This window comes from Phycobacter azelaicus (assembly GCF_014884385.1).
Taxonomy (GTDB): Bacteria; Pseudomonadota; Alphaproteobacteria; order Rhodobacterales; family Rhodobacteraceae; genus Phycobacter; species Phycobacter azelaicus.
The window spans coordinates 2,522,796-2,549,588 of sequence record NZ_WKFH01000003.1; the positions used below are offsets into that span (position 1 = coordinate 2,522,796).

Genomic DNA, 26,793 nt, shown 5'->3' on the forward strand with positions numbered 1-26,793 from the left:
TTGCGTGCTTACCCTCACCCTTTTGACTCTGACAGCCTGCGCGGAATACCGGCCGTCGGAAGCAAAATGCTTCAATTCGTTTGCCGAAGTCAGCCGCAGTAACTGCAATTTCGAGCTGCTCGGACCGATTGGTGGTCTCGGTGAGTAAGCATTGCCTGCATATCTTTGCAGGCTTGGTGTCGCTCGCCGCGCCATTTGCCTATGCCCAAGGCGTGCCGACCTTTGATGCGGGCATGTTCTTGCAGCGCGAGCGCGTGCTGCAGCAGGGCGAACAAGATCTGGCTCTGCAGCGAGATCGGCTGACCAAAGAAGAAGAGCTCGAAGAGCTCGAACATGAACAACTTCAAGCGCTAGAAGACATTCTCGATGCCTCGACGCTTGCCAGCGGGAACTCAGGCGCACTGGTCGCAAGCCTGGAAGCTGGTTCATCGCCTGAGAGCGCTGCAGACACGCTCTATGGTTCGGTCGACCCAAACCCAGGCGCAGCCCAGATGTTCGGCGATGCCTCGGGATCGATTGAAGAGCTGATCATTCGCGCGGCTCAGGAAACGCACCACATGTCTGGCGTGCGCGCGGCGGGTCTCTCGCCCAAGCAATGGCGTTGCCTGTTGCAGGCGCTGATCTGGCAAGAAAGCCGCTTCACAATCGGCGCACGGTCCCCGGTCGGCGCATTCGGCCTGACCCAGATCATGCCCGGCACAGCGCAGGATCTCGGGATTTACCCGGCCTACTATGAAAACCCCTACATCCAGGTCATCGGTGGCGCGCGTTATCTGGCGCAGATGCTTGCCATGTTTGACGGCAACATCATTCACGGGCTCGCGGCCTACAATGCCGGTCCCGGCAATGTGCAGCGCTACGGCGGCGTGCCGCCGTTTGCCGAAACCCAGCACTACGTTCAGGTGATCCCCGAGCGCTACAATCTCTACCTTGCCCGCGTCGGCGGCGTTGATGCGCTTGGCACCATCGACTCAGTTCTGCTCGCCGATTCCACCATGAGCCTGACCTCGTTCGGCGCAGGGATCTATGGCGACTACTCCTTGGTCTCAGTGCAAGCAGCCGCGCTGCGCGTGCAGAACATCATCACCCGCATTGGTGAGACAGATGACATTCACGCGGCCATGTCGCTCAACACCTATGCGCGGGCCGAGCTCGCTCGCCTGATCGCGATCCGCACGCGCCTCAAAGCCGCCCATACCCGCCCGCTTAGCGCGACTGAGCTGGCCATGGCGGCCGCGCAGGCCCGCGAACAAGACTTCATGCAATTCGATCTGGAGGCATTCCGATGATCCGCTTTCTTACTACCGTTGCCACTTGCGCGCTGTTGGTTGCCTCACCCCTATTTGCCCAAGGTGTCCCCACGGTTGTTGATTGTCACTGAGAACTGACCCGGTATTTTCACCGAGATTTGACCCACCCTCAGTTATGCGTCGTGGTTTATGACGCGGTCAATGTTTTGGCCTCCTTTCGTGTTTTTTTTGCAGCCTCAGCGCTGGCCTTGAAGCGGTAGCTGTCGTTTCCGGTTTCGAGGATGTGGCAGCGGTGAGTCAGCCTATCGAGGAGCGCGGTTGTCATCTTTGCATCCCCGAAGACCTGCGCCCATTCTGAGAAGCTGAGGTTTGTGGTGATGATGACGCTGGTGCGCTCGTAGAGCTTGCTGAGCAGATGGAAGAGCAGCGCCCCGCCAGATGAACTGAACGGCAGGTAGCCGAGTTCGTCCAAGATGACCAAGTCGACCTTCGTCAGCATCTCAGCCAGTTTCCCTGCCTTACCAAGCGCCTTCTCCTGCTCCAGCGCGTTGACCAATTCCACGGTCGAGAAGAAGCGCACCTTACGCCGGTGATGTTCGATGGCTTGGACGCCGATTGCTGTGGCTGTGTGGCTCTTGCCCGTTCCGGGACCGCCGATCAAAACGACATTCTCGGCCGCTTCGATAAACTCGCATCGGTGTAGCTGCCGCACTGTCGCTTCGTTGATCTCACTCGATGCAAAGTCGAAGCCCGTCAGATCCTTGTATGCGGGGAAGCGGGCGACCTTCGTGTGGTAGGCGATGGACCGTACCTCGCGTTCGGCGATCTCGGCCTTGAGCAGCTGTGACAGCATTGGTGTGGCAGCTTCGAACGCTGGCGCGCCCTGGGCGACCAAGTCTTCAATCGCATTTGCCATGCCATAGAGCTTAAGACTGCGCAGCATGATGACGATAGAGGCTCCTGCTGGGTCATGACGCATGGCGCTTCTCCTCAGTCTGTCGCAACCCGTCATAGCGACCGACGTTGGCCACTGGCGTTGTCTGCAATGCCAGTGCGTCCGGCGGATCGACCTCGGGGTGATCTGTCGGTCTGCGGTCGATCAATCGATGCAACAGGTTCAGGATGTGCGTCTTGGTGGGGACGCCTGCTTCAAGTGCCAGCTCCACTGCACACAAAACGTCCTCTTCGTTGTGCTGAAGGACCAAAGACAGAATGTCGACCATCTCTCGGTCACCGCCTTCTTTACGCAGCATGTGATCCTGCAATTGACGGAAGGCATCCGGCATCTCCGTGAACGGCGCACCATTCCGAAGTGCGCCCGGTTTGCGTTGGATAACAGCGAGATAGTGGCGCCAGTCATAGATGACCTTGCCGGGCTTGCGATGAGACCGCTCGATGATCCGCGCATGCTTGCAAACCGTTTGCCCTTCAGCGACCACGATCAGCCGTTCGGGATAGACATGCAAACTGACACGGCGGTTCGCAAAGCTGGCGGGAACGCTGTAGCGATTGCGTTCGAAAGTGATCAGGCATGTGGGTGACACACGCTTACTGTGTTCGATAAAGCCATCGAATGCCGGCGGCAGTGCCATCAGCGTAGGCTTCTCGGCCTCCCACACGTCAGCGATGGACCCCGGCAAAGCCTTGTGCGGCGTCTCTGTCCAAAGGGCGATACAGCGATCTTCAAGCCATTGGTTCAGCTCTGCCAGATCGGCGCAGACCGGCATGACCTGCCACATGCGGTTGCGCGCATCCTGCACGTTCTTCTCAACCTGGCCTTTCTCCCAACCGGCCGCCGGATTGCAGAACTCGGGCTCAAACACGTAGTGGCTGGCCATAGCCTTGAAGCGTGCATTGACGTCCCGCTGCTTGCCTTTGCCCACACGATCAACGGCGGTCTTCATATTGTCATAGATCCCGCGACCAGGCACACCGCCGAACACGCGGAATGCATGCCAGTGGGCGTCAAACAGCATCTCGTGCGTTTGCAGCGGGTAGGCCCGCACCAAGAAAGCGCGGCTGTGCGATAGCTTGATATGAGCGACCTGAAGTTTGACGCGCTCACCGCCGATGTTGGCCCAGTCCTCGCTCCAATCGAATTGGAAGGCTTCGCCGGGCGCGAACACCAAAGGCACGTAGGTGCCGCGCCCCGTCGTCTGTTCCGCTCGATGCCGATCTTCACGCCATGCCCGGGCGAAAGCTGCCACGCGTTCATAGGAACCATTATATCCCAGCTTCACAAGATCAGCATGCATTTGCTTCACTGTCCGCCGCTCTTTGCGTGACTTCCGCGTCTGGATTAAAAGCCAGGCTGACAGCCGATCCGCGTAGGGGTCCAGCTTGCTTGGACGCTTGGGCGTCTTGAACTGCGGTTCCACCGCACCTTCACGCAGATACTTCTTGATCGTGTTCCGAGACAAACCCGTCCGCCGGGCAATCTCCCTGATTGGCATTTTGTCACGCAATGCCCAGCGTCGAATGACACTCAAAAATCCCATGTCGATCACTCCTAATCCCCCCAACCAAAACCGTCGGGGAAGTGTGTTCACATGGGTCAATTCTCAGTGACAATTTATAGGGCTACCGGGTCAGTTCTCAGTGACAATCAACACGAACTGTGCCGCCTTTCCCAGGTAAACGATGATTTCGGGCTGAACGCGCTGCAAACGGGCAATGAGCCTAGCTCGGTTCTCGGGTGCCAGAACGTCCTGTTTGCGTGGCTGCGTGCTCCCATCATATCCCTCACGCTCGGGATATCTTGGCAGTGAATGTGCATTGACTAAGCTGTAGGCATCTAGTTGCGGCGATGGAAAAACCAGCGGATGCAGGACCTGCAAGCGTCGCAGCATGATTTCAAGATTTTGACCGGACTGCCCTGCGAAAGGCCTTCCGTCCCGTTCCTCTTCACGTCCAGGACAGGCCCCGACCAGCAGTACTCTTGGATGTACATCGACAAATCTGAAATCAGCGGCGTTCCTACACATCTCGAAAGCCTAGCTGACCATGATCGGGAACCCAAGGGCACCGGCGACGTGGTGCGAATACGTCCTTACAGTCCACCCGATAGCGAAGTGAATACGGCAGAAATAAATTGCCCATGCCCACGAAATTTCACCTGAAAGCCGAACTACAGCTTAGTTCTGTCGCCCCAGAAGAAAGCCAGAGCGGGAAACCCGCCCTGGCGCTAAGGTCACTCGGTGACCGGATCTTCATCGCGGCGCGGGAAGGCGACCATTTCGACATCGGGGAACATGCTGTGTTTGACGTTGATCGACGTGATGTTGCCGCTGTCGTCAGTGTTGACGAAGAGGACGCCGCAGCGGTCCCAGAAGTTCTTGCCGTCTTTTTCGCCGGATTTGACGTTCAGTTTCAGAGTTTGAGTAGCCATTTTTTCATCCTCACTTTGAGTGTTTCGATGAACATGACCAAAGCTGGCACCAAGAGGCTGTCAGCGAGAAACTTGCCTCGCGAGGAATGCGCTGGCGCAGGGGAATTTTCTTGTTGAAGCGGGGCTGGCCCCGCGTCGGACACGGCTGCCCGCTTATGTTCAGCAATCGGAAACACGGCACTGAGGATCTGGGTTTGGCACTCAGAATTTAACTGGTCTCGACAACCTGCTCCGAAAGGGCGCAGGAACTTCCGGGATCGCAGCGGCCATTATTCTCGACATCTTACGCTGCAGCGTAATATTTCTAGATTTGCGCTTCAGCGTAAATTTCACACTGGTGTGTTGCTTTGTCCTCGAGAGGCGACAGCTGCCCCAGTTTACGCTCGCGCCAGATCCGCTTCCTCGTGCTCGAAGGCTGTCGTCATCTCTTTGATTTCCCTCTCCGCAGCCCCCAAAGCCCGGGCAACGTCGCGCCAAGCCATAGTCGCTTCTGCGACCTCTGCAATGATGCGATCTGCCTCGCCGCGTTCGAGAAGATAGGATTCATTTTGCGCGCGGTGCAGAGCAATACTGGCATCCGGATTGTCATCGTCGACATAGCTCTTGAGCACACGCGGCTGGTTCGGCACGGGATTTATGTCGTAGGCCGGTGAGAGGTGCCATCCGCCACGCCCACGCAGAAACCCGTGATTGCGCATATGGTCATCGAGGTTCGTCACGAGAATGGAAAAGGCAACCCGCCGGTAGAGTTCCTCGCGGTCTTGGTCGGGCGTTACGCTTTCTGAGGTGATGATATCTGCCAGGTCCAAATAGCTGTAGTTTTCGCCATCCTTGCCGCCCAGCATCGCCATGGCGGAGATGAATGGGATCCTGCCGTCGTCCTTCCGGTCAAACCGATGGGACAAGAAAACCGGCTTATCGCCAGCCATTTCAAGCGTGTGATCAGAAACCGTGATTCCGGCGCGTCTTGCGAGCTCCAATGCAATGGCTTCCCAGCGTTCCACGCAATAGGTGTCCGTCTCCTTTGGGAACTTGGCGACAGAAAGACGGCCGTGTTGATCGAGGATGCTGGCCTTTGGCCGCGCGCCGCCCAGAGAACTGCCCGGAGCAAACAGCATTTTCAGGTCCTCAGTGGTCTCGTCGCCGCGCAGAACGCGCTGAGACGCATGAAGCAAATCCCCGAGGCTCACGAGGGCAGGCACGCCAATGCCTTCGCGCGCTTGGAACTCGCCATCAACCCTGAAGCGCAGCGCACCCAAACGGGTTTCGTCATTCACACCAAGCAGGTAGTCGGTTTCTTGCAGCACTCTCGGACGTCGTCCCTCGGCCTCTGCCATGCGCCCCTCATAGCGCCGCATGACCGTTCTACCCCAGGTATCAGGGGCAGAATCCCCAAGCGGTGCAAGCATGTCTTGCCCTGCCTCAGGCACGAATTGCCCTTTGACGAGAGGCATGTCCGGCGAAAGCCCGAAGGCGTTTTCGTCGGCAAGCCAATCGTCATGATAGGTGAAGGACACCCGCTCTCGGCCGCGTCCCGCTGTGCGGTGGAGCGTGCCGACCCGTTTCAGCCCCTTCCAGTCGATCCAGACCTCAACCATTTTTCAGTCTCGCACGCTGCGGGAGGTCATCCAGGGCCATCTGCTCGCCAACCGGATCGTCGATATCCCCCCAACCTTTCAAGAGGCCGAGCGCCTGCAGTACTGCCACGTAAGTGCCGATCTTGACTGCAGGGTTCCCGCTTTCGATCTTGGCGATGGTCTGGCGCGTTGTGCCAGCGCGCTGCGCGACAATCTCAGCAGTTAACTTGCGGCGCAGTCGTGCAACGCGAATGTTTTCCCCAAGTGTCACGAGCTCTTTACGTGCCGCTCTGGGCACTTTGATCGAAACAGCCATAATGATATCTCCAAGCGACACTAAGTTGCTATATGTTACTCTGAGAAAACATTAATGTCAATTTTCGCCTCTTGAAACGACAAGCCAACGCCCTGCTCAATTCACGCCTTATGTTATCTCATCATAACATTGAGCGCATTAAGGTTACCATTACGAAACACAACCCGGTCACATCACCACACTCATACAACGCGTCGGCTCGAACCTGTTCAGGCGTCACCAGCTTTGATGTGACCAAACCCTAAATCTGCCATTGGATGACTTGGGGAAAAATCCCCATATCTCAAATAAACACAGGCAGAGCTCACTCATCCAGCATCTCCAATGCCAAAGCAGCAATCCTCTGAAAGCCCTTCCGTCCAGCGACTTCGTATCCCTGGATGGCATATGCCTTGCGCTTTGCCTTAAAATCCTCCGCGGATTCCTGCGCCAGCTTGTGTGCCTCCTCAAGCTCGCTACTGCCCATTTGATATGCCGAACATGCCAATCTCATCTCAAAGATCGTAGCCCGCCCAAATTCTGCGGCAAAAATGGCAGGTGTCTTTCCGGAGAAGGTCTTAAGTGTCGGGTTGGCACCAGCGGCAAGGAGGATCTCAAAACATCGATCAGCTCCAACCTTAGCGGCTGCATGCAATGCGGTCCGGCCGATCACGTCCTGCGCATCGATGTCCACATGACGGTCAACGAGTGCTTTGATCATCTCTACATCTTTTCGCTCGGCCGCCAGCATCAGCGCAGTCTGTTTCAAATAGTCCCGCGCATTCAGAACATCCGTGGGAAGCAAGCTAACTAGCTTCAAATGCGTTGCGGCCATCGAGTTGGCCAATTCAGAGGGTTCTGTAGGGAGCCCGGAATAGGTTGGCATTTGCCGCATCACACGCACAAGATCCGGCACCATCTTTGATGCCACAGTGAAGAACGTGTCGCCGCGCACATCTCGCAACTTGTGCTTCAGCTGGCCGCCAAACTTCTTTTTGAAGGCACGCACCTCCACCTCCGAAGCGCCAGAGAAAAGCAAACCTGCGTATGCGCGAATGATCTCGGATTCTTGTTGAAGCGGCGCTTCGATTTCCACACCTTCATACGGGCGAACAATGTTGTCCCAGAACCAAGCCGCGTGATCAGCGGCAGCCAACCGCATCGAATAATCGATCGGGCCTTCGCCGAGATTCCAGCGAGCTGCATCTTGAGGTTGGACTGATTTGCAAAGAATTCGAAAACTGCGCTCCGCACTGCCACGGTTGAACGCATCCTGAGCAACAGCCAGTGAGAAGTTGAGCCGTGCGATATCCAGTTTCAGTGGACCGACGGATAGCGTCAAACAGAGCTCGAGAGCATTTTCGGCATATTGACGCGCTTCATTAAAATCACCCGATGACAGTGCGTTGAGGGCGCATAGGTAGGCGAAATCTGCTTCGAACTCGTCAATGCGGGGCAATTTTCGAAGTTTTTCAAGACCCGAGGCGACATAGAACTGACGCGCAGGCTCATCGCCGCCCCACATCACGAGCACGTTCTCAATGGTTGCTTGAACTGCTTCTCGCTCTCCAAGTCGTTCCTGGTTGGGCATCCACATTTTGGGTGACCTGGCCTGCAAGTTTTCAAATAGATCAGGCAAAACGTTGTCATCCGGCATAGACATCAACATCAGTGATAAAAACTGACCAATGGTTTCGGGTGCAGGCAAGTCACCGTTTTCGTTGGCTGTAATGGCCGAGAAAACGCTGGCCTTTACCCACTTGGGGAAGGCGGCAGAGAATTTCGTTCTCTCTCGTTCTACCGAAGGGTCGTGGCTGGCCAAAGTGGCCTCGTAGCTCCACCTAAAGAGCTCGATCAATTGCAAAGTCTTGTTGCGTATCGGATCAGTGTCGTTCGGTGAGCAACCTGGCGTCAAGAAACCAACGAGATCCTTGTAGGCTTGCTCGATCGCACGCGCCCAAAGCAACAGCGAGCGAAACTGCATTGTCGACAGTCGAGCTTCGTCTGAACTCTTGTATGAAAATTGATGCTCGTCACCGAACCACTCAATGATCCTAGAAAGCGCTGGTGTTGTTCGGCCTGACTTCCAGTTGTCGAGGGTACGCCTTCTTTCGTCGTCGTATTCTCCCCAAATCCGATCCAAAGGGTCGTCAACTTTCTCTAACCACCATGAAAGAACTGTCTCGACGGGCAAGATCAAACGATCTGGGTTCGCAGGATCTTGATGCGGTAAAAACCAAAGGTCGTCTTCGGGCATCTGAGGCAAAAGCGCCTCATCCTGGCACCAAAAACCCCACGTTCTGCCAAGGGAAGGCATAACGTCAAACGCAAGAAGCACCCAAAGTGCCTGCTGCGGAGTTGCCGAATAGGTCCGCGTGTGGAGTTCGAGCGCATCCAGGGAAATCCCAAGCCTTAGGAGCTGTTCAACTGCATCTCCCCAAAGAGTTGACGCTTGGTCCTGGCTCAACGACTGCCTAAGCAGGTCAATTAACTCAATCGTTCGGTCAGCCCCTCCCTCCAAACGCATCTCCGAGCGTGCGTAGCGGCGGCGTTCTGAGTGTTGCCATTCGGGCGCGCAAAACATTGATACAGCGTAGAGGAGTGCTGAGTTTGACGCCGGGAGTTGAGCAATCGGCTGAGTGTCGGACACGGTCACACCTCGGCCTGTTGGCGATGTATCCTGGATAGTTCAGCCTTTACGTTCCGAAACGCACGTCGATCACTCGGCGTTCGGGAGAATACCAGCAATCCACCACCTGCCAAGAAAAGCTTGGCATGCTTCTTTCCGGAGACATACCGCGCCCCGGACTTAACTTCCTCTGCAATCACTTTGTTCAACTCTTTGTCTTTTGAATAATACACTTTGCACCTCGATAACGGGATGGCGGTACAACCACCATCCCAATCAGTTTTTCAGTAGCTTTCGTGGCGGTGCCTTTTGCAGCAGCTTTTGTGCATCCTGCACACGGCGGGCCACAGGCTCCTTATTTTCCCTTGGGCGGATTGTTTCCGCGACCAGAACCAGATTTATTTCCGGTGGTAGACGGGCCGTTCGTGGGGCGTGGGTTTGCCATATCTTTTTCCTTTTCGTTGTTCGATTTTCCACCTCGCAGCTAAATGTCGCCAGGCATAAGAAAGAGATAACTGAAGCCGCCCCCATACGTGAGGAAATCGGGGATACAGTCGCAAAACTGATTTTATGGGCAGCGAGAAATGGTCGTAAGATCACGCCTGCAGCCCCGCAGCGCGCACCTGTTCGGGCGTCACCAGCTTCGACGCGATCAAATCCTCGATCTGGCGGTTCGTAATATGGCGGCAGAGGGGATGGCGCTCGTGGATCCATTCGGCGAGGCTCGCACGGCCTTTGGCTTCGGCCTCTCGCGCCTTCTCGCGGTCCGCCTGTATCTGGGCCAGTCCCTTCTCCCACCGGCGCATCTTGAACCAGTTGTCCGAGAAACAGACCTTGCTGCGCGTGTAGCCTTCGCTTTCCTTGGCATAGGCTTTAATCGCTTGCTTCAGGTCATCGGGCTCCACACCGGCTTTCACAGCCGCTGCGATCAAGCGCAGACTGGTTCGCCGGTCTCGGATCCTGTCTTCGGGATAGGCCGCCAAGATCTTCTCAGCTTCAAGATCTTCAACCTCCTCCGCCGCCTCGCGCTTGCGCGTAGGTGGTTTATGGATGGTTTTAGGATGGTTTGGGGTCCACCGTGAACCCCGTACCCCGTTCACCGTGGACCCCGTACCGGGTTCAGGCTGGACGGGGTTCACAGTGACCCCCGTGTCGATGTCGGGCTCGGCTGTGGGTTCGAGCGCGGCGACGCGCTCCAGGACAATGCGGTAAATGACGGTGTAGCCATTCTTGCAGTGCCGCCGCCCTGTCTCGATCAGAATGCCTTCGCGCAGGAAGTCGATGATGGTGCGCTTCACCGTGCTCTCGCTAAGCTCTGTGTGGCGCTGGATCGTCCCTTTAGAGCACCAGATGCCTGAGCCGTCATCACTCGCCTTGTCGGCCAGAAACATTATGATCTGCTTGCGCGCGGCGCTTCCAAAGCGGCGCTCGGCGCATTCATTTGCGATGCGCCAGCTCATGATCTCACCGCCAATTGGGTTGAGGTCAGACTGGAAATGCCGTAGGTATTAGGATGGAAATATTCTTCTATGCCGTTGAGGTGGGTGGCCGCCCCCTCAGCGGTTTTTCTTTGCCTTTTCGCCAGAGCAAGAGCCTGTGGAAAACCGTTTACTTGGGTCTCGTAACCTATTGAAAAGTGACCCTGAACGAAACAAGTCCGTTTACAATTTTTCCCTTTGAAATCAACGAAATTTTCCGGATTGCAAATCCGTGTACACCGGTTCGATTCCGGTACTCGCCTCCACTCACTGCTCCTATTTGGTTGTTTTTAAGCCCGAATTTGGACATCTGTCTGAGAGTTCAGCGACCTGTCGACCCAAATCGAGCTTGCACAAAAGCACTAGTCGCAGAGCTCGGGTTCCTGCAATAAAGTATCGAAGTTCACGGACGCGCAGTCGTTATCAAACCACATCGTTTTCGTCCCAGGTTGCTTCAACGCCTGCTTCCAAACCGACCGTATTGGGGTCTTTTCCTCCCGCGGGGCCCAACTGTTCATGCGTCCCGAAAAAGACGCTGGATTCCCAGAAGGAATTCCCTGCCTAATCGTGACACACTAGCAATCTCTTGTGGGGCGAGGTCAAGCTGTTTGGCAAAATCGCGCTCCCTCTGGCAGCCTACAGCGCGTGACAGATCTCATGGCAGGAAGAGTGCCGTTGTAAGCGTTGCCACACCGCGCCAGGCCCCAACCGGTGGGACCTTGCAGTATGTCTATCATCGGTGGGGCGGCCGTGCGTTTGCCTTTCTGGGCGCTGACATTTGGCCTGTGCGCTTACTAGCGGACTACGTGAACCGCGCATTTGGCGTGGCGAACGACTTGAGCAGCGGTCGAGCCGAGCAGGAGGTCCTGCATGCCCGGACGGTGAGAGGCCACGATGATGAGGTCCGGCTTGTTCTGATCTGCCCAATCCAGGATCGACCGGCCAGAGTGCCCCTCGATCACAAGTCCCTTTGCATTGGGCAGAGTGTCGGCCAGAGCTGACAGCTCGTTCTCAATCGCCTGACGCGCTTCAGCCATGTAATCAGCGGGCATGTAAGAGATCGCATAAGAAGGGATCTGCTCTACCACGTGCAGGAGGGTGATGTTGGCCTCCGGCGTCGCGAGAAGGCGTGCCAGCTTGAGCGGTGCAGAGACATCGCGGTCCGGGTCAAAGGAAATCGGAACGAGAATATTGTGATACATTTGGGTCCTCCAGTCATTCGGGCGTAGCACCAAGATGCAAGGCGCCTGATTGTTAAGCCTTGATCCATATCATGATTGTTCTTTTCACTTACCAAAAGTCCCAGCGACCTCATACATCACCGGTTCGAAACTACGGCAGAGCAAACTGAGATGACGGTTGCGTTCGCGCATTTCTGGCGTGCGCAGCATCTGTAGGAAATCCTCCTTCTGCTGCCATTGAGAGTAGTTCGCAATCCGGGTTTTGGCGTCGTTCACGTGGAGGCCTGCAGCGATGAAACCGGGTTGGCGCGAGATGTAGTTTTCATAGGCATCGGTCAGCGCATCCAGCAGGTCGAGGCAAGTTCTTGGCATGGTATCGAAAGTGGTAATGACAGTTTGAACTTCGCCCGATTTGGAAATTGTCGGCATGATCTCCTCCCTTGCGCAAGGTGCAACAGGACCAGCCTACGATGGTTCCAAAGAAAATGGACAGATTTCTTTTGCGAAGGTTGAGTTTACGGCAAAAACAAGCAAGGGTTGAGGCTGTAAACCCTGTACAGCCAAAAGTTTTGACTTGCGACTAGGCATACCGCTTCTGTTTATTGTAGTGCTTCTTGCCGCGCCGCTGCGGGCGGGGCCATGGATGCAAGCTATGGGCCAGGGGTTTGCATCTGCCAGTGCAACTCTGCGCGAGACAAAAACGGGCGAATGGCGTCATGAACTCAGCTATTTTGGAGAGTATGGCTGGTCAGACAGGCTGACCATTGGCGTTGACCTGAACCAATCCCACCACGATTCAGGGCATGCTCTTTTGTTCGCTCGCATCCCGCTTTCGAAGCAGAACAGCGCAGTTCCTTTGGCCCTCGCTATCTCGGCCGGTGGAGCGCATTTCCGGGGGGATTGGGGGGGCATGTACCGCGTTACCCTGTCGGCGGGTCACGGTTTTCAGACCGAACATGGCAGTGGCTGGGCCTCAATCGATGCGACCTATGAGTATCGCCATGGGGCCGATGATCCGACATGGAAACTGGATGCAACGGTCGGATTGAATAATCCCGGTCGGCTGTCGCCCATGCTGCAGATCGAAACTTCCAAAACCTCCGGGCAATCTTTGTCATACGCCATCATCCCAAGCCTGCGCCACGAGATCAGCGCGCATCAGGAGGTGGTTTTTGGCTTGGAATACAAAGAGGCCGATCAACGCAGCCTTGGCCTGCGTGTAGCCTTGTGGCATAGGTTCTGAGTTTCCGATCTATCTGAGCTGATGATGACCAATCCGATCCGTCCCACCGACGATGAAGCGCGCCAACTGGCACGAACACTTCTGGCAGGGGCGCGGTTTGCGGCCTTGGGCGTTGTCGACCAGGATGCATGCCCGCTTGTTACCCGTGTGGCCTTTGGACTGTGCCCGGATGGGCAGCCCATCAGCCTGATCTCAAGCCTGTCGGCCCATACGCAGGCCCTGCAAGAAAACCCGGCATGTTCTCTTTTGGTGGGCGAGCCCGGTGATCGTGGAGATCCACTGACCCACCCGAGGATCAGTTTGCAGGGCAGGGCGCATTTCATTTCAAACTCCGACAAAGAGCATCGCCGACTGGCCGATCACTATTTGCGTGTCCAGCCCAAGGCCAAGCTTTATGTCGGCTTCGCCGATTTCTGCTTTGTTTGCTTTGCGGTGAAGGCCGGTTATCTCAATGGCGGATTTGGAAAAGCCTTTCACCTCAGCCCCGAAGACCTTTTCGCGCCCGGCTGAGATTTCGCAGGCTCGGTATCGGTCGGGGGCGCTTATCGATCCACGCGCACGATCACCTGAACCTCGCCTCTCAGGGCTTCCTGCCAGCGCAGTCTCACCTGATCGCGATTGCTGCCTTGTTCCACCTCGATATAGGGCGTTGCATAACGAGTGCTGCCGCCCCCAGTGCGAATGGGGCCGATGGCAGCAACCGCGTCCACCTTGCGGGCACGGCCCTCAAACGGGAGCTGCCGGTCAGTGTTCACCGTCCAGGACGACGCCGCACTGTTTTGCACATGTTCCAGGCGCAAAGGGCTGGCGGCACCGTGGGTTACGTTGTGGTAGGTGTTGCCTTCGAAAAAGACCATCTGTGTGCGGCTGAAATCAAGGTCCGAAAAGCTGGTGTCGACCCGCTCTGCTCGATCAATCGAGCCATTGATCGAGCGAAACTTGTTGCCTGAAACGGTGATCCCGTTAAGGAAATGGCCCGTTCCATAGGGTTTTACCACAATGTAGCTGAACCACGGGGCGACATCGCCGGAGAGAAATACATTGTCGGTGATCGACAAGGCGCTGAAAGAGAACCCCCCGGTGAAATTCGGGGTCGCGTCATATTCGTTCGTCCACTCAATAAAGCAATTGTCGATGTAATTGTCAGATACGGTTGAGGCATTGTAGTTCTCGGTCAGCACCAGGCCCGCAGTGCGCACCCCGTTGGCGACTTCGTCGCCTTGAAAGAAGTGATTTCCAGTCACAGTGTGGTTGCCGCCTGCAAGCAGGGCAAAATGGCGGAACTTGGTGGCGCGGTTGTTGCGCAGCTTGGCGTCATTGGCGTTGACGTTCAGCGCGATGCTCTCCCGGTTTGCGACATTCAGCGGTTCTTCGGCGGACAGGAACTGGCAATTGTCCACAAGAATGCCCTGGCAACCGGTTCCGATGGAGGTGATCCCACGATCACTCGGGCGCGAGATGAAGCAATGATCGAGGCTGAATACCGTACCGGACGGCGCCAGCCGGATCGCGCTGCAATGGGAACTGCACTGGATCTCGATCTCGGTCATGCCGAATTTGCTGAGTTGGCTGAAGCCTGAAAAGTCGAGCATGTATTTGAAATTTCGAAAGGTGAAATTCTGCGTGCCTACCGCATCAAACAGAGGCTTGCTCAGCGTGAGCTCTCCGGCGCCAGAGTTCTTTTCGCGCACATAGACTTCGCGCCCCACGCCATTACCTTCGACCAGAGCGCCGACTGGAATATTGGCGATGTTGGAAACATTGGTCAGCTTGCGTGTATCGCTCGTGCTATAGGTGCCTTGCGCGGTCACAATCTCCGTGTCCCAAGCCGCGCCGCCTACGGCCGAAAGCTGTCCGTTCCGGATGACGCGGCGCGTTGCATAGGAGGTTCGGTTTGGAACCGCGGCCTGCATGTCGATCGGCGCGGTTACGGAGATCATGCGTCCCTTCAGGTCCAGAGATTCATGGTCCACGTTGTTCAAGAGGGCCTGGAAGGCCTTTCTGAAGCCCAACTCTTCGCTCCCAAAGGCGTCGGCATAGGACGGAAAGTCGAAATTGCGCCGCAACAACAGCATGCGGTCGGTCGGCATCGTCACGGTGCCTTCGAAGATTGCCTCGTGATCCAGCGTAACGGTATTGTTCAGACGAAAGTTGCCTTCAGGGACGAGGATCCGCCGCCCATTCGCGGCAGCATCCGCCGCCTCAAATGCTGGGGTATTGTCCTGTATCCCGTCCCCGACTGCGCCAAAGTCGGTCACATCCACAAGGCTGAGCATATTCCGCAAAAAGGCGCTTGTGATATCGGTAATTTCGATATCGTCAATGCGCACCACACCGCCGTTCGGACCGGTCAGATCCAGACCCAAGTGACCATATGTTGCGGAGATCCCCCAGGGCATATCGACGCCCGAGCGGCCACCGGTTCCAACGATGGCCGAAACCTCAACAACGCGGCCGTAAGACGAGAGACTGGTGCTGCTGCCGATTTGCACGACACCAGATACATTCCCGTTGCTGGAATTGCCCGCCCATCCTGCAATGCGCACGCTGGGAAGTGCTCCGCTCATGGCCTTGATGCGGGCCTTCACCTGCAGATAGCAGCCCGGCAGGATTGGCGTTTGCCCCATGTAGCGAAGCCGCTGGGTGCTTGCAGTTTTCTGCAATTCCAGGCAGCCGCCGAAATCGGCATCCGCCGCCACAAGCGCCGCGTTTATGGCACCGTCATAGGTGTCGGAGCCGGGTGTCCCATCACCACTTGACCATTGATCAAGGCCCTCCTCGAAACGGGCGGGCATCAGTTGCAAACCGTCGGTGATCACCTTGTTCATGGAAAACCCTTTCCTTAGCCGCAAAACGCAAGAGGCGCAGTTGCGAAAAGGGTTTAGTCCGTCTGGATTAACTGCGGCTCAGGCAGGCGTGCGCTGCCTGTGCATCAGGCGCTGCCCTCCGGCGCGCGCAATATCTGTACAGCGTTGATTTTCCAGTCCGATCCCCGCTCGACCATCTGATAGTCAAGAAGGTGCAAACGCCCGTTTCGGTCGCGGATCAGCACGCGCTGCCACTGAGAGCCGGCGACTTCCCTCAGATCCAGGTAACGCACATCTTTAGGGCCTACGACCATGGGGTAGCCGCGCTCGACCATGTCACCGAAGGTTTCTGCCGTTCCAAACAGACTGCGGATCGAGGGGGAAGCGTATTCGAAGGCTCGGCCATAATCCTCTGCCCGAAAAGCCTCAATCTGGGCTGCGATCACGGATGTTATCCTGTCTTTCTCGGCGGCGGCAGCGGAAAAACCCCAAGGCACTAGTAAAATAAGAACAGCGATAAGTCTTCTCATGGCACCCTCCCGCTGCCGACCTTCATAAAAGCCTAGGGCCTTCGGACACGCTGTCAAAAAAAGGGGCGCCAAAACTGGCGCCCCTCACGATCTCGTGAACGAGCGTGAGGTGCTATGACAGCTCCCCTGCCAACGCCTTGTCGATCAAGGCGATGGTTTCGTCTACGCCGTAGAGGGCAACGAAACCGCCAAACCGCGGCCCCTGGCTTGCGCCCAACAACACCTCGTACAGAGCCTTGAACCAGTCGCGCATGTTTTCTTTGCCGAAATGCTCTCGTCCGACCTCGAAAACAACGCCTTGCAGGGCTTCGCCGGTATTCTCGCCGTCAAATGCGGCCAGTTTGGCGCGGAACTCTTCCAAGGCGGTTCGCTCGGCGTCGCTGGGAGCGCGGAAGACTTTTTCCGGCTCAACGAAGTCCTCGTAGTATTTCACCGCGTAGCCCGCGGCTGCATCAAGGTCAGGGTGTGTTTCGGGCGTCGCTTCCGGCGCATAGCGGCGGATGAAGCCCCAAAGGGTTTCCTTGTCGTGGGCCGATGCCACCGAGGCCAGATTAAGCAGCATCGAGAAGGGCACCACCATCTTGGATTCCGGTACCTCGCCGCCATGGATGTGCCAGACCGGGTTGTTGAGCTGCGCCTTCAGATCCTGCCCGTGATAGGCGCGCAGCTGCTGGTGATACTCGTCCATCGCCTTGGGGATCACATCAAAATGCATCCGTTTGGCCGTTTTGGGCTTTTGATACATGAAATAGGCCAGACTCTCGGTCGAGGCGTAGGTCAGCCATTCGTCGATCGAAATTCCATTGCCCGAGGTCTTGGAGATCTTCTGACCGTTTGCGTCGAGGAACAATTCATAGGTGAAATGTTCAGGTGCGCGCCAGCCCAGGATCCGGCAGATCTTGTCGTAGATCGGCGTGTTGGTGCTGTGGTCCTTGCCGTACATTTCAAAGTCGACCTCAAGCGCGGCCCAACGGGCGCCAAAGTCGGGTTTCCATTGCAGTTTCACATTGCCGCCGGTGACGGGCAGGGTCCATTCCTTTCCGTCCTCGTCGTCAAAGGTGATGGTGTGGTTTTCCGCATCCACCTTTTTCATCGGCACGTAAAGCACGCGGCCCGTTTCCGGGTGGATCGGCAGGAAGATCGAGTAGGTCTGGCGACGCTCTTCGCGCAAGCTCTTCAGCATGACCTCCATGATCTCGTCATACCGTTCGCAGGCGCGTTTGAGGATCTCGTCAAACTGACCCGTGCCGTAGAATTCCGTAGCCGAGTAGAAATCGTATTCGAACCCAAAGGTATCGAGGAACCGCCGCAGCATGGCGTTGTTGTGATCGCCAAAGCTGTCGTGGGTGCCAAAGGGATCGGGGACCGAGGTCAGCGGCTTTTGCAGATGCGCCTCAAGGCTTTCGGCATTGGGCACATTGCCAGGAATTTTGCGCATCCCGTCAAGGTCATCCGAGAAACAGATCAGCCTTGTGGGGATGTCCGAGATCACCTCGAAGGCGCGTTTGATCATCGTGGTGCGGGCAACCTCTCCAAAGGTGCCGATATGCGGCAGCCCCGACGGTCCATAGCCGGTTTCAAACAGCACATAGCCCTTTTCCGGCGCGCCCTTGGCATAACGTTTGAGAATGCGACGTGCTTCTTCAAACGGCCAGGCTTTGCTCGTCAGAGCGGTTTCGCGCAGTTCAGACATGTTATTCTCCATCGGTGGCCACTCTGGGCCGATATCCGCTTCACCGGCATACACCTTGTATCCGGCCACTCCCTCTATTGTGCCGGTGCAGTATGAGTCAACAAACACTGGTGCGGATCGCCCGTTTTCACCTCTCACGACAGCTGGCTAACGGGCAATCAGCCGCGCAAACCGGGCCCGGTCTCGTGCGGCGTTGGGCGGCATGGTTGCGCCTGCAGAAAACCGCGCTTATCGTCCACCGTGAATGCAGATCTATGAAAAGGTTGCGCCAATGAGCGAGCAAGCCCCCCATCCGATGACCCCGCAGGACTGCCTTGTCGCTCTGATGGTGGCAATTTCCGCCTCGGACGAAAACATCCGCACGGCCGAGCTGGTCAAGATCCAGTCAGCTGTCAACATGCTGCCGATTTTTGCTGAATTTGACATCGACCGGATCAATACGATTTCGCAGACGGTTTTTGACCTGTTTGAACAAGAAGATGGCCTTGATGCTTTGTTCGGCCTCATCCGGGACAATCTGCCCGAACGCCTGTTTGAAACCGCTTATGCGCTGGCCTGCGATGTTGCCGCGGCCGATGGCAGCCTTGCTGAGACCGAGCTGCGCCTGCTTGAAGAGATCCGGTACGAGTTGAACATCGACCGGCTCCACGCTGCCGCCATCGAACGCGGCGCCCGTGCGCGGCATATGGTTTAGATCAGAAGCGGCAGGAGCGCGCTGACGGTTGGAAATTTCGGAGGACTACGACGCGCTGCGGGATCAGGCAGCGCGGATCTTTTTAAGGTCACTGCCGCGCAGCGATAGGCGTGCTAGCTCGCCGTAGGTGTTGCGTACTTGGCCGCGCCCTTCGTCGCCGGTGAGGTATTGTGCAAGGCGCAGTTCCGGGAACAACTCGAACAGCTCACGCATATTGTCCGAGGAGAGCCCGCGGATCGCCTCGGGGCCCGGCCAGAAGGTCTCAGTCGCGATTCCTTCGGCAAAGATCACTTCATGCTGCTCAGTCATCAGGTGCACATAGGTCACACCTTGGGGCGCGGAAGTGCGCTGGCGGCAGTTGGCATCGATCCGGGACAAAAGTTTCGCCGAAAGAAAGCTTTCTCCAAAGGGCAGGTCACGCTCGAAGGTGCGGCTGTTGACCATAAAGCGGTGCTGAGGGGACACCCACATAGGCCGTTCCGGAGACAAAATGCCATTGGGCGCCAGACAGTAGGGCCTCAGGTGGGGACGCAGGGCGAGTTCTGCGGCGCTCAGAGTGCGTTGGCCGACCCAGATCACCGGCTGGTACCCGTTGTCGGCTGTCTGTAGCAGATCTCCGACCATGATCTCGCCTGCAGGAACGGCCCCTCTTTCGGTGGCGATCAGAACATCCGGAGTGAAGCAGGGGATACCGGCCGCGTAGAGCTGAGCATGGGTGCTCATCTGTGCTGGCGTGACACCACTCAGCACAAGCTTTTCTCCGCTCGGGAAGGTGAGCAGGGCATTTCCGAAACCATCATCGCTGACAACGACGTCGCTGGTGCGGACGGCACCAAAGGGTCCGGTGCCGCCGGTCAGTTCCGAAACATCAAGTTGATCGTTGTAGAAGCTGTTCGCATCGTCGTCTCCGATGTCGAAGTCGCTTATGGTATCGGCACCGCCTGCTGCAGTCAGGACAATCTGGTCATAGCCGACGCCGCCGGTGATGAGATCGTCCCCAGAGCCCATCTTGACCGTGTCATCCCCTGCGCCGGCATCAATCACAACGCCAGCCGTGTCGGCCGAGGCATCCACGGTGTCGGCCTGGTCTGTCAGGTCCAGGGCTTCGATTTCAGAGAAGGTGATCGTGTCCGTACCATCCGTGATCGTGCCGGCCTCGGGTCCGGTATAAGTCACCGAGACTCCACTCGTGACGGCCGTCAGATCAACAGTATCGTAGTCTACTCCTGCCTCGCCACCGTACACGGTGTCATTGCCGAAACCGTCCGACATACGGAAGACGTCCTGATCAGCCTCGCCGTACATGAGGTCGTCGCCCGCGCCGCCGACCAGCAGATCGTTATCGACACCGCCATAGAGTGTGTCGTTGCCTTCGCCGCCCTCAAGCGTGTCGTTGCCTTCCGTGGCAACGATGCTGTCGTTGCCGACACCGCCGACAAGGCTGTCGTCACCGGCCGAGTTCCTGAGGGTATCGTCACCCTCCCCACCGATCAGGGTATCGTTGCCAAGTCCGGTCGTCAGATAGTCGTCACCTTCGCCCCCTTCGATATAATCGTTCCCGTCACCACCGGCGATCGTATCGCCGCCGGCACCGCCGATCATCGTATCATTGCCGACGCCGCCCTCCATCAGGTCGTCGCCGTCGCCGCCATCCAGCCTGTCGTCGCCCGCGTCCCCATAAAGTGCGTCGTTGCCGCCCTGGCCGTAGACCACGTCATTGCCGTCTCCGGCAACAATGGTATCTGCCCCTTGGTCAATGACCGTCACCACCGGGTCGTCAATAAGGTCACCGGAGAGTGTGAAACCGGAAAGGCCAACACGGGTCTGCAAGGTGAACTCGATGGACGAGCGGTCCTCGAACTCGGCCGAAAACCAGGAATCCTGGTCGGTGTACATGTTGGACTCTGTCCCGGTGGCCGTGACCATGTTGCCGTCGGTCGCCGTGTTCAGAGACGTATCCGCTGAAACGCCAAAAGAGGTGAAGCTGTTGCCATCGACAATGACAGCCTCGGCGTCGCCAAAGCCGCTGTTGTCGTCCACGTCGTTGAAGGTCGCGGTGGAGTTCAGATAGACAGGATTGCCAGTGACAGGATCAAAGAACTCAAGTCGAAACGTCGCGCGGTCCCCCGGCTGATCACCGTCCAGCAGAATCTCCGCGCCTTCGGCATAGCCGAATTCGACCATCAGATTGGGATTGTCTTTCTCGACCAGAACAAGGCGACCCCAGACGCTGCTGCCATCCGGCAGCGTGGCCACGTCGCGAAAGACTGCGCTATCTCCGGCCGAGCCGAGGTACCCGTCGTGAGAGATGCTTTGGATATTATTGATGTCCAGAACCAGTGGGCTCGCGTCGACGCCCTGATCGAAGCCATCGCCCATGTCGCCGTAGATGACGTCATTTCCATCGCCCCCATCGATGATGTCATCGCCCTCTTCGCCCGCAACGGTATCGTCACCGCGCGCGGCGCTGATGGTGTCGTCACCTGTGCTGCCACCGATGATATCGGCGCGGTTGGTGCCGGTGAGACTGGCAACAAGGTCATCTACCCAATCTGGACGGGCCATGGCGTATTCTCGATCCTGTTCTCATTTCATGCACGGCCGTACACACAAACGAGCGCATCGGTGCCCAGGCCGCCAGCATTCAGCGTTACCGGCGGGTCAATAAGGATTGGTAAATCAAAGCCTCTCCATGGCAGGGAGGCCTTGAAGTAAACGTTTAAAATTTAAGGGGATATATCTGAAACCCTTGCTCCCAACACTGCGGCGCCACGGGCCAGGTGTTTCATTTTGCCTATTCTGACAGGTGGGAAACGGAGCCGACTGCTGTGCGGGCGATTGCCCTGGCAATCAATTGCGGTACATCTTTCATGGCTCCCATGACCGGCATCACGATACCCGCGAAATTGGCAGCGTCCAGAGCCTCGGGGATATCGTCTTTCACGTGGTCGCCGCTTTGCGCAAAGAACGGGAGGCAAAGAGTGCGGGCCGGTAGCTGTGCCGCGATTTCGTCAATTCCAGGGGCCTGTTCTACATAGGCTGGCTCGATCCTGGCGCCGGGCAACAAAGGCGCAAGGCGCGTTTGGAACGCCATTGCGGCCTCTGCTGCCTTTGGGCCGCGTGCAGAGCCATGGGCGGCGAGAAGAAGATTGATGTCATCCGCCTGCCATCCAGCGTCCGACTGGGCCTGCCGCACCACCTTGGCTGCCATTTCCGGCAGACCAGGGTCTAGGCCGAACGGAGTAGCCATCACGTAGTCGCGTCCTTGCAAACGATCTGGCAACACCTTTGTGGTGAACCACCCCTTTGCCATGAAGAACGGATAGATTACGGCTCCGTCCACCATTGCCTCTTCAAGAGCGCCGGGGCAGGCCAGCGTCGCCGAGCGCACATTCCAGTCAGGCAGGTGAGCACCGACATCATTGGCGAGGGCACGCAATGCATCCTCCGGCGGCTGCGGAGCCGAGGGTTGTCCGTGGGCCACCAAAATGGCCGTATGAGAGGGGGATGGGCTCATGTTTACTCTCTATTGTGTCCGCGGCAATGCTGGTTCAAAGCAGTCTTACAGACTGCATATGGTACTGTTACGCAAGCCGACCAGGGGCAGATGACTGCGGCCGGATTTTTTCGGCCTTTTGTGACCAAGGCGATCAGGCAATTGCTGTTAGGATGACGTTTCAAAGCCGCAAAAACTATTGAACTCTTGGAAGGTTTGGCGGGTCGGCGGTTTCGCGGGCTGGGCAGAAAAGAAGGTGGTTGACCTCTTACCCGGCTTCACCTAAATCACGTCTCACTAAGAGCGGGTATGGTGAAATGGTATCATAAGAGCCTTCCAAGCTTAAGGTGCGGGTTCGATTCCCGCTACCCGCTCCAAACCTCCCCCTAATGGTACACTTTACCCCTTTTTTTTGCGGGTTCGTTGATGCAGTAAGCCCATCTGTCCCCCCGTGGTAAGGGGGCGGTGGCCGCAACTCTGCGGCTAGATGCCCTTGGCCTCAGTGCTTGACCTCATGTGTTTGCAAGGCCATGAACCTCCGGGACATTGGAAGACCATCTGGCAGGGCACGGCGCCTTGACAGAACGACGTTGTAAGGATCTGGGATGGCGCGCAGGACGGCAGCACCGAACGCAAGTGAAGAGCGGCAGGGGTCGCGGAAAATCGGCGTGCTGGCGGCGCTTTGGCCCTTCATGAGACCCTATCGGGCTTTGATGTTCATGGCCACCTGTGCGCTGGTCCTGACCGCGGGCGTGTCACTCAGTCTGCCATTGGCGGTCCGCCGCGTGGTGGATAATTTCCGCTTCTCGGATACGGCGCTTTTGAATCAGTACTTCCTTGCAGCGCTGGGCATGGCAGCCTTGCTGGCAGTGGGCACCGGCCTGCGTTACGCGCTGGTCACACGCCTTGGTGAAAGGGTGGTTGCCGATATCCGCAAGTCGGTTTTCGACCGGGTGATCGGCATGAGCCCAGAGTTCTACGAACGTATCATGACCGGAGAAGTCCTGAGCCGGATCACCACGGACACCACGCTAATCCAGTCGGTCCTCGGCTCATCGGTGTCTATCGCGCTGCGCAACCTGCTTTTGTTTGGCGGTGGCATGATCCTGATGCTTCTGACCTCAGCCAAGCTGACCGGACTGGTATTGTTGATCGTACCGGCCGTTGTTGTTCCGATTCTGGTGCTGGGGCGGCGTTTGCGCACGATCAGCCGGGAGAATCAGGACTGGATCGCGGCCTCTTCGGGCAACGCGGGCGAAGCGCTGGGCGCGGTACAGACCGTTCAGGCCTTTACCCATGAGACAGTTAGCCGCCAGAAGTTCGCAGAGATGACCGAGACAGCCTATGACGTCTCTCGCAAGCGTATCCGCACACGGGCCTACTTGACTGTCATCGTGATCCTTTTGGTCTTTTCCGGGATCGTTGGGGTTCTGTGGATGGGGGCTGTCGACGTGCGCAGTGGCAACATGAGTGAGGGTATGCTTGTTCAGTTTGTCATCTATGCCGTGCTGGTGGCAGGTTCTGTCGCGGCTCTGTCCGAGATCTGGAGCGAATTGCAGCGTGCTGCCGGTGCGACAGAGCGGCTGGTCGAACTGCTGAATGCAACTGACCCGGTGGTCGACCCTGCTGCCCCGCAGGCGCTGGCGCAGCCGGTGCGGGGAGAGATCCGCTTTGACAATGTGATGTTCCGCTACCCGGCGCGCCCGGACGTTCTGGCCTTGGATGATGTCTCGCTTGAGATCAAGCCGGGGGAAACCGTTGCCTTCGTTGGTCCTTCCGGTGCAGGCAAGACCACAGTCATTCAGCTGATCCAGCGTTTCTATGATCCAAATGAAGGCACTGTGCGCCTCGATGGCGTGGCGCTCAACGAGCTTCGGCGCGATGCGTTCCGCCAGCATATTGCCATGGTCCCGCAGGATCCTGTGATTTTTGCCACATCCGCCCGTGAGAACATCCGCTTTGGCCGTCCCGATGCAACGGATGCTGAGGTCGAGGCCGCCGCAAAGGCGGCTGCGGCCCATGAATTCATTTCGGCGCTGCCGGAGGGCTATGACAGTTATGTCGGTGAGCGCGGTGTGATGCTGTCCGGTGGGCAGAAGCAGCGGATTGCCATTGCCCGTGCGATCCTGCGGGACGCTCCGGTTCTTCTGCTGGATGAGGCGACCTCGGCGCTGGACGCGGAAAGCGAGCGTCTTGTGCAGGCGGCTGTGGATGAGCTCAGCCAGGGGCGCACCACTCTGATTGTGGCGCACCGTCTGGCCACCGTGAAAAAGGCGGACCGTATCGTGGTGATGGACCAAGGGCGCATCGTTGCCACCGGTACTCATGATGCGCTGGTGGCTGAGGGCGGCCTTTATGCGCGTCTTGCGCGGCTTCAGTTCACTGACGGGCTTGCCGCTGAGTAAACCTGCGTTCCGGCTGGGCCATATGCGGCCTTGAACGGGTTTCCCTCTGGTCAGCCAGTGTTTTGTCGCAGCGTAAAAAGGCTGCTTGCCTTGACGTGACCTCTGTGCTGCGCTTGCACAGCGCGGGTTTTGCACCCATTTTACCTTCAGGAGACAATACCCCCGAAAAAAGGGGGCAGGGGAGGACATCAATGCCGTTTGCCACGTTGGAAGACACCAAGGCGGTTGAAAATGAAATGCCGTGGGCAGAGCGGGATCTGCCCACAACCCTTTATGGGCTGCTGTCGCGCACGGCCGGTAAGTTCCCGAACCACAATGCCACTAGCTATCAGATTTTTTCTGGGCCCAACGACAAGGCTGAGACCCTGACCTGGAGTCAGTTGAAAGATCAGGTGACCCAGGCGGCAAACATGTTCCGTGAGCTCGGCATCGGCGAGAAAGACGTCGTGGCCTATGTGCTTCCCAACTGTACCGAGACGCTGGTGACCATGCTGGGCGGTGCCGTGGCTGGTATCGTCAATCCGATCAACCCGCTTCTGGAGCCTGAGCAGATCGCGTCGATCCTGCGTGAAACGAATGCCAAGGTGGTGGTAACCCTGAAGCCTTTCCCGAAGACGGATGTGGCACAGAAAGTGGCCGAGGCGGCGCGCCATGCGCCCCATGTGACGACCATCCTCGAGGTGGATCTGAACCGCTATCTGACGCCCCCCAAATCCTGGATCGTGCCATTGGTGCGGCCCAAGCTGGAGAACAAGGCGCAGCTGGCTCATGCCGATTACAAGAGCTTCACGAAGGAGCTGCGCAAGCAGCCCACCACGCTGACCTTTGCCGACAGCACCGAAGACAGGGTCGCCTGCTACTTCCACACTGGCGGCACCACCGGGATGCCCAAGGTTGCGCAGCATCGCTATTCCGGCATGATCTACAACGGCTGGATCGGCCACAGCCTGCTATTCACTGAAGAGGACAACATCATGTGTCCTCTGCCGCTATTCCACGTTTTTGCCTGCCATGTCATCGTCATGGCGGCGGTGGCGTCGGGCGCACATGTGGTCTTCCCCACGCCGCAGGGCTATCGCGGAGACGGTGTGTTCGACAATTTCTGGAAGTTGATCGAGCGCTGGAAGATCTCTTTCATCATCACCGTGCCCACGGCGATTTCCGCCAAGATGCAGAGGCCGGTTGATGCGGATATCTCGACCGTGAAGACAGCCTTCTCCGGCTCTGCTCCGCTGCCGGTGGAGCTGTTCCGTCGCTTTGAAAAGGCGACCGGCGTCAATATCGTCGAAGGCTACGGGTTGACTGAGGCGACCTGCCTTGTGTCCTGTAATCCGGTGGACGGGGAGAAAAAGATCGGCTCGATCGGCATTCCCTTCCCTTACACGGATGTGAAGATCATCAAATCCACTGCCGATGGTCTGGCGGAATGCGGCATCGACGAGGTGGGTGAGATCTGCGTCTCAAACCCCGGCGTTTATGCGGGCAACACCTACACTGAGGCCGAGAAGAACACCGAGCTCTATTTCCACGACAGCTACCTGCGCACTGGGGATCTGGGCCGTATTGACGGCGATGGCTATGTCTGGATCACCGGGCGGGCTAAGGACCTGATCATTCGCGGTGGTCACAACATCGACCCTGCCGAAATCGAAGAGGCCCTGCTAGGCCATGATGCCGTTGCCTTTGCAGGGGCGATCGGCCAGCCGGACCTGCACGCGGGCGAAGTGCCTTGCGCCTTTGTCGAACTGGTCGACGGGGCGAGCGTAACCGCAGAAGAACTGATGGACTACTGCAAGGTCCACATCCACGAACGTGCCGCGATCCCGAAACACATGACCGTTCTGGACGAACTACCGAAGACCGCGGTTGGAAAGGTTTTCAAGCCGGACCTGCGCAAGAACGCCATTACGCGCATCTACAATGAGGCGCTTTTGAAAGCGGGCCTGCCTGCCCGCGTGGAGGCGGTGATCGACGATAAGAAACGTGGGTTGGTGGCTCAGGTTGCGGCCAATGGCTCCAGCGACGTAGAAATCGGTCAGGTTCTTGGCGGTTTCACCCGTCCCTGGGAGCATCTTCCGGCGGCACAGACAGCAGCCTGAAAAATGACAGTATGAACATGCAAAGCGC

General features: G+C 57.4%; 21 protein-coding genes and 1 tRNA gene. 7 read left to right on the forward strand and 15 right to left on the reverse strand.

Annotated features, from left to right (window positions below):
- The first annotated feature begins 140 nt into the window (after positions 1-140).
- Positions 141-1,289 (forward strand): lytic transglycosylase domain-containing protein, encoded by a 1,149-nt coding sequence (locus tag INS80_RS13230; protein ID WP_192966084.1) that lies wholly within the window; start codon positions 141-143, stop codon positions 1,287-1,289.
- 148 nt (positions 1,290-1,437) lie between these two features.
- On the opposite strand, the gene istB is transcribed toward INS80_RS13230, so the two are convergent.
- The 10 genes from istB to INS80_RS13280 all read right to left on the reverse strand — a co-directional run bounded on the left by istB (position 1,438) and on the right by INS80_RS13280 (position 12,227).
- Positions 1,438-2,229 carry an IS21-like element helper ATPase IstB gene (istB, locus tag INS80_RS13235; RefSeq protein WP_050687164.1) on the reverse strand — a complete coding sequence of 264 codons (792 nt, stop codon included), beginning with the start codon at positions 2,227-2,229 and terminating at the stop codon, positions 1,438-1,440.
- A complete protein-coding gene (istA, locus tag INS80_RS13240; RefSeq protein WP_110732346.1) occupies positions 2,219-3,748 on the reverse strand; it encodes an IS21 family transposase in 1,530 nt (509 codons plus the stop codon). Before istA ends, istB begins: the two co-directional genes overlap by 11 nt.
- Before the next feature lie 90 nt (positions 3,749-3,838).
- Positions 3,839-4,234, reverse strand: a complete 396-nt coding sequence (locus INS80_RS13245; RefSeq protein WP_192966085.1) for a uracil-DNA glycosylase family protein — start codon at positions 4,232-4,234, stop codon at positions 3,839-3,841.
- A gap of 206 nt (positions 4,235-4,440) precedes the next feature.
- Positions 4,441-4,638 carry a hypothetical protein gene (locus INS80_RS13250; protein ID WP_035262952.1) on the reverse strand — a complete coding sequence of 66 codons (198 nt, stop codon included), beginning with the start codon at positions 4,636-4,638 and terminating at the stop codon, positions 4,441-4,443.
- Between the two features lie 377 nt (positions 4,639-5,015).
- Complete coding sequence (locus tag INS80_RS13255) at positions 5,016-6,236, reverse strand: type II toxin-antitoxin system HipA family toxin (protein WP_192966086.1); 1,221 nt, start codon at positions 6,234-6,236, stop codon at positions 5,016-5,018.
- The gene (locus INS80_RS13260) at positions 6,229-6,531 is read right to left on the reverse strand and encodes a helix-turn-helix transcriptional regulator (protein ID WP_192966087.1); all 303 of its coding nucleotides are present in this window, start codon (positions 6,529-6,531) and stop codon (positions 6,229-6,231) included. The genes INS80_RS13255 and INS80_RS13260 overlap by 8 nt, the downstream gene beginning before the upstream one ends.
- A gap of 304 nt (positions 6,532-6,835) precedes the next feature.
- Positions 6,836-9,160, reverse strand: coding sequence for an ankyrin repeat domain-containing protein (locus INS80_RS19485; protein WP_192966088.1), 2,325 nt, complete (start codon positions 9,158-9,160; stop codon positions 6,836-6,838).
- 575 nt (positions 9,161-9,735) lie between these two features.
- Positions 9,736-10,599 carry a hypothetical protein gene (locus tag INS80_RS13270; RefSeq protein WP_192966089.1) on the reverse strand — a complete coding sequence of 288 codons (864 nt, stop codon included), beginning with the start codon at positions 10,597-10,599 and terminating at the stop codon, positions 9,736-9,738.
- 812 nt (positions 10,600-11,411) lie between these two features.
- Complete coding sequence (locus INS80_RS13275; protein WP_192966090.1) at positions 11,412-11,819, reverse strand: universal stress protein; 408 nt, start codon at positions 11,817-11,819, stop codon at positions 11,412-11,414.
- Between the two features lie 84 nt (positions 11,820-11,903).
- Positions 11,904-12,227, reverse strand: a complete 324-nt coding sequence (locus tag INS80_RS13280) for an antibiotic biosynthesis monooxygenase family protein (protein ID WP_192966091.1) — start codon at positions 12,225-12,227, stop codon at positions 11,904-11,906.
- Between the two features lie 223 nt (positions 12,228-12,450).
- Between INS80_RS13280 and INS80_RS13285 the strand changes: the two genes are divergently transcribed.
- Complete coding sequence (locus INS80_RS13285) at positions 12,451-13,041, forward strand: hypothetical protein (RefSeq protein WP_226892622.1); 591 nt, start codon at positions 12,451-12,453, stop codon at positions 13,039-13,041.
- A gap of 24 nt (positions 13,042-13,065) precedes the next feature.
- Positions 13,066-13,551 carry a HugZ family pyridoxamine 5'-phosphate oxidase gene (locus INS80_RS13290; protein ID WP_192966093.1) on the forward strand — a complete coding sequence of 162 codons (486 nt, stop codon included), beginning with the start codon at positions 13,066-13,068 and terminating at the stop codon, positions 13,549-13,551.
- A gap of 32 nt (positions 13,552-13,583) precedes the next feature.
- On the opposite strand, the gene INS80_RS13295 is transcribed toward INS80_RS13290, so the two are convergent.
- The 3 genes from INS80_RS13295 to INS80_RS13305 form a co-directional block, all read right to left on the reverse strand.
- Positions 13,584-15,869, reverse strand: a complete 2,286-nt coding sequence (locus tag INS80_RS13295) for a glycosyl hydrolase family 28-related protein (RefSeq protein WP_192966094.1) — start codon at positions 15,867-15,869, stop codon at positions 13,584-13,586.
- A 104-nt stretch (positions 15,870-15,973) separates the two neighbouring features.
- Positions 15,974-16,378, reverse strand: a complete 405-nt coding sequence (locus tag INS80_RS13300; protein WP_192966095.1) for a DUF4864 domain-containing protein — start codon at positions 16,376-16,378, stop codon at positions 15,974-15,976.
- Between the two features lie 112 nt (positions 16,379-16,490).
- The gene (locus INS80_RS13305) at positions 16,491-18,071 is read right to left on the reverse strand and encodes a lysine--tRNA ligase (protein ID WP_192966096.1); all 1,581 of its coding nucleotides are present in this window, start codon (positions 18,069-18,071) and stop codon (positions 16,491-16,493) included.
- A gap of 271 nt (positions 18,072-18,342) precedes the next feature.
- On the opposite strand from INS80_RS13305, the gene INS80_RS13310 reads away from it, so the two are divergent.
- Complete coding sequence (locus INS80_RS13310) at positions 18,343-18,765, forward strand: tellurite resistance TerB family protein (RefSeq protein ID WP_192966097.1); 423 nt, start codon at positions 18,343-18,345, stop codon at positions 18,763-18,765.
- Between the two features lie 63 nt (positions 18,766-18,828).
- On the opposite strand, the gene INS80_RS13315 is transcribed toward INS80_RS13310, so the two are convergent.
- Together INS80_RS13315 and INS80_RS13320 are read right to left on the reverse strand one after the other, a co-directional pair.
- Entirely contained in the window at positions 18,829-21,330 is a 2,502-nt protein-coding gene (locus tag INS80_RS13315; protein ID WP_192966098.1) for a Hint domain-containing protein, read from the reverse strand.
- A 229-nt stretch (positions 21,331-21,559) separates the two neighbouring features.
- The gene (locus INS80_RS13320; RefSeq protein ID WP_192966099.1) at positions 21,560-22,282 is read right to left on the reverse strand and encodes a CbiX/SirB N-terminal domain-containing protein; all 723 of its coding nucleotides are present in this window, start codon (positions 22,280-22,282) and stop codon (positions 21,560-21,562) included.
- Positions 22,283-22,564: 282 nt separating this feature from the next.
- Here INS80_RS13320 and INS80_RS13325 point away from each other — a divergent pair.
- The 3 genes from INS80_RS13325 (at position 22,565) to INS80_RS13335 (ending at position 26,765) form a co-directional block, all read left to right on the forward strand.
- Positions 22,565-22,638 (forward strand) — tRNA-Gly (locus INS80_RS13325).
- Positions 22,639-22,866: 228 nt separating this feature from the next.
- Positions 22,867-24,666, forward strand: coding sequence for an ABC transporter transmembrane domain-containing protein (locus INS80_RS13330; protein ID WP_192966100.1), 1,800 nt, complete (start codon positions 22,867-22,869; stop codon positions 24,664-24,666).
- Positions 24,667-24,857: 191 nt separating this feature from the next.
- Complete coding sequence (locus tag INS80_RS13335; protein ID WP_192966101.1) at positions 24,858-26,765, forward strand: acyl-CoA synthetase; 1,908 nt, start codon at positions 24,858-24,860, stop codon at positions 26,763-26,765.
- Positions 26,766-26,793 lie beyond the last annotated feature (28 nt).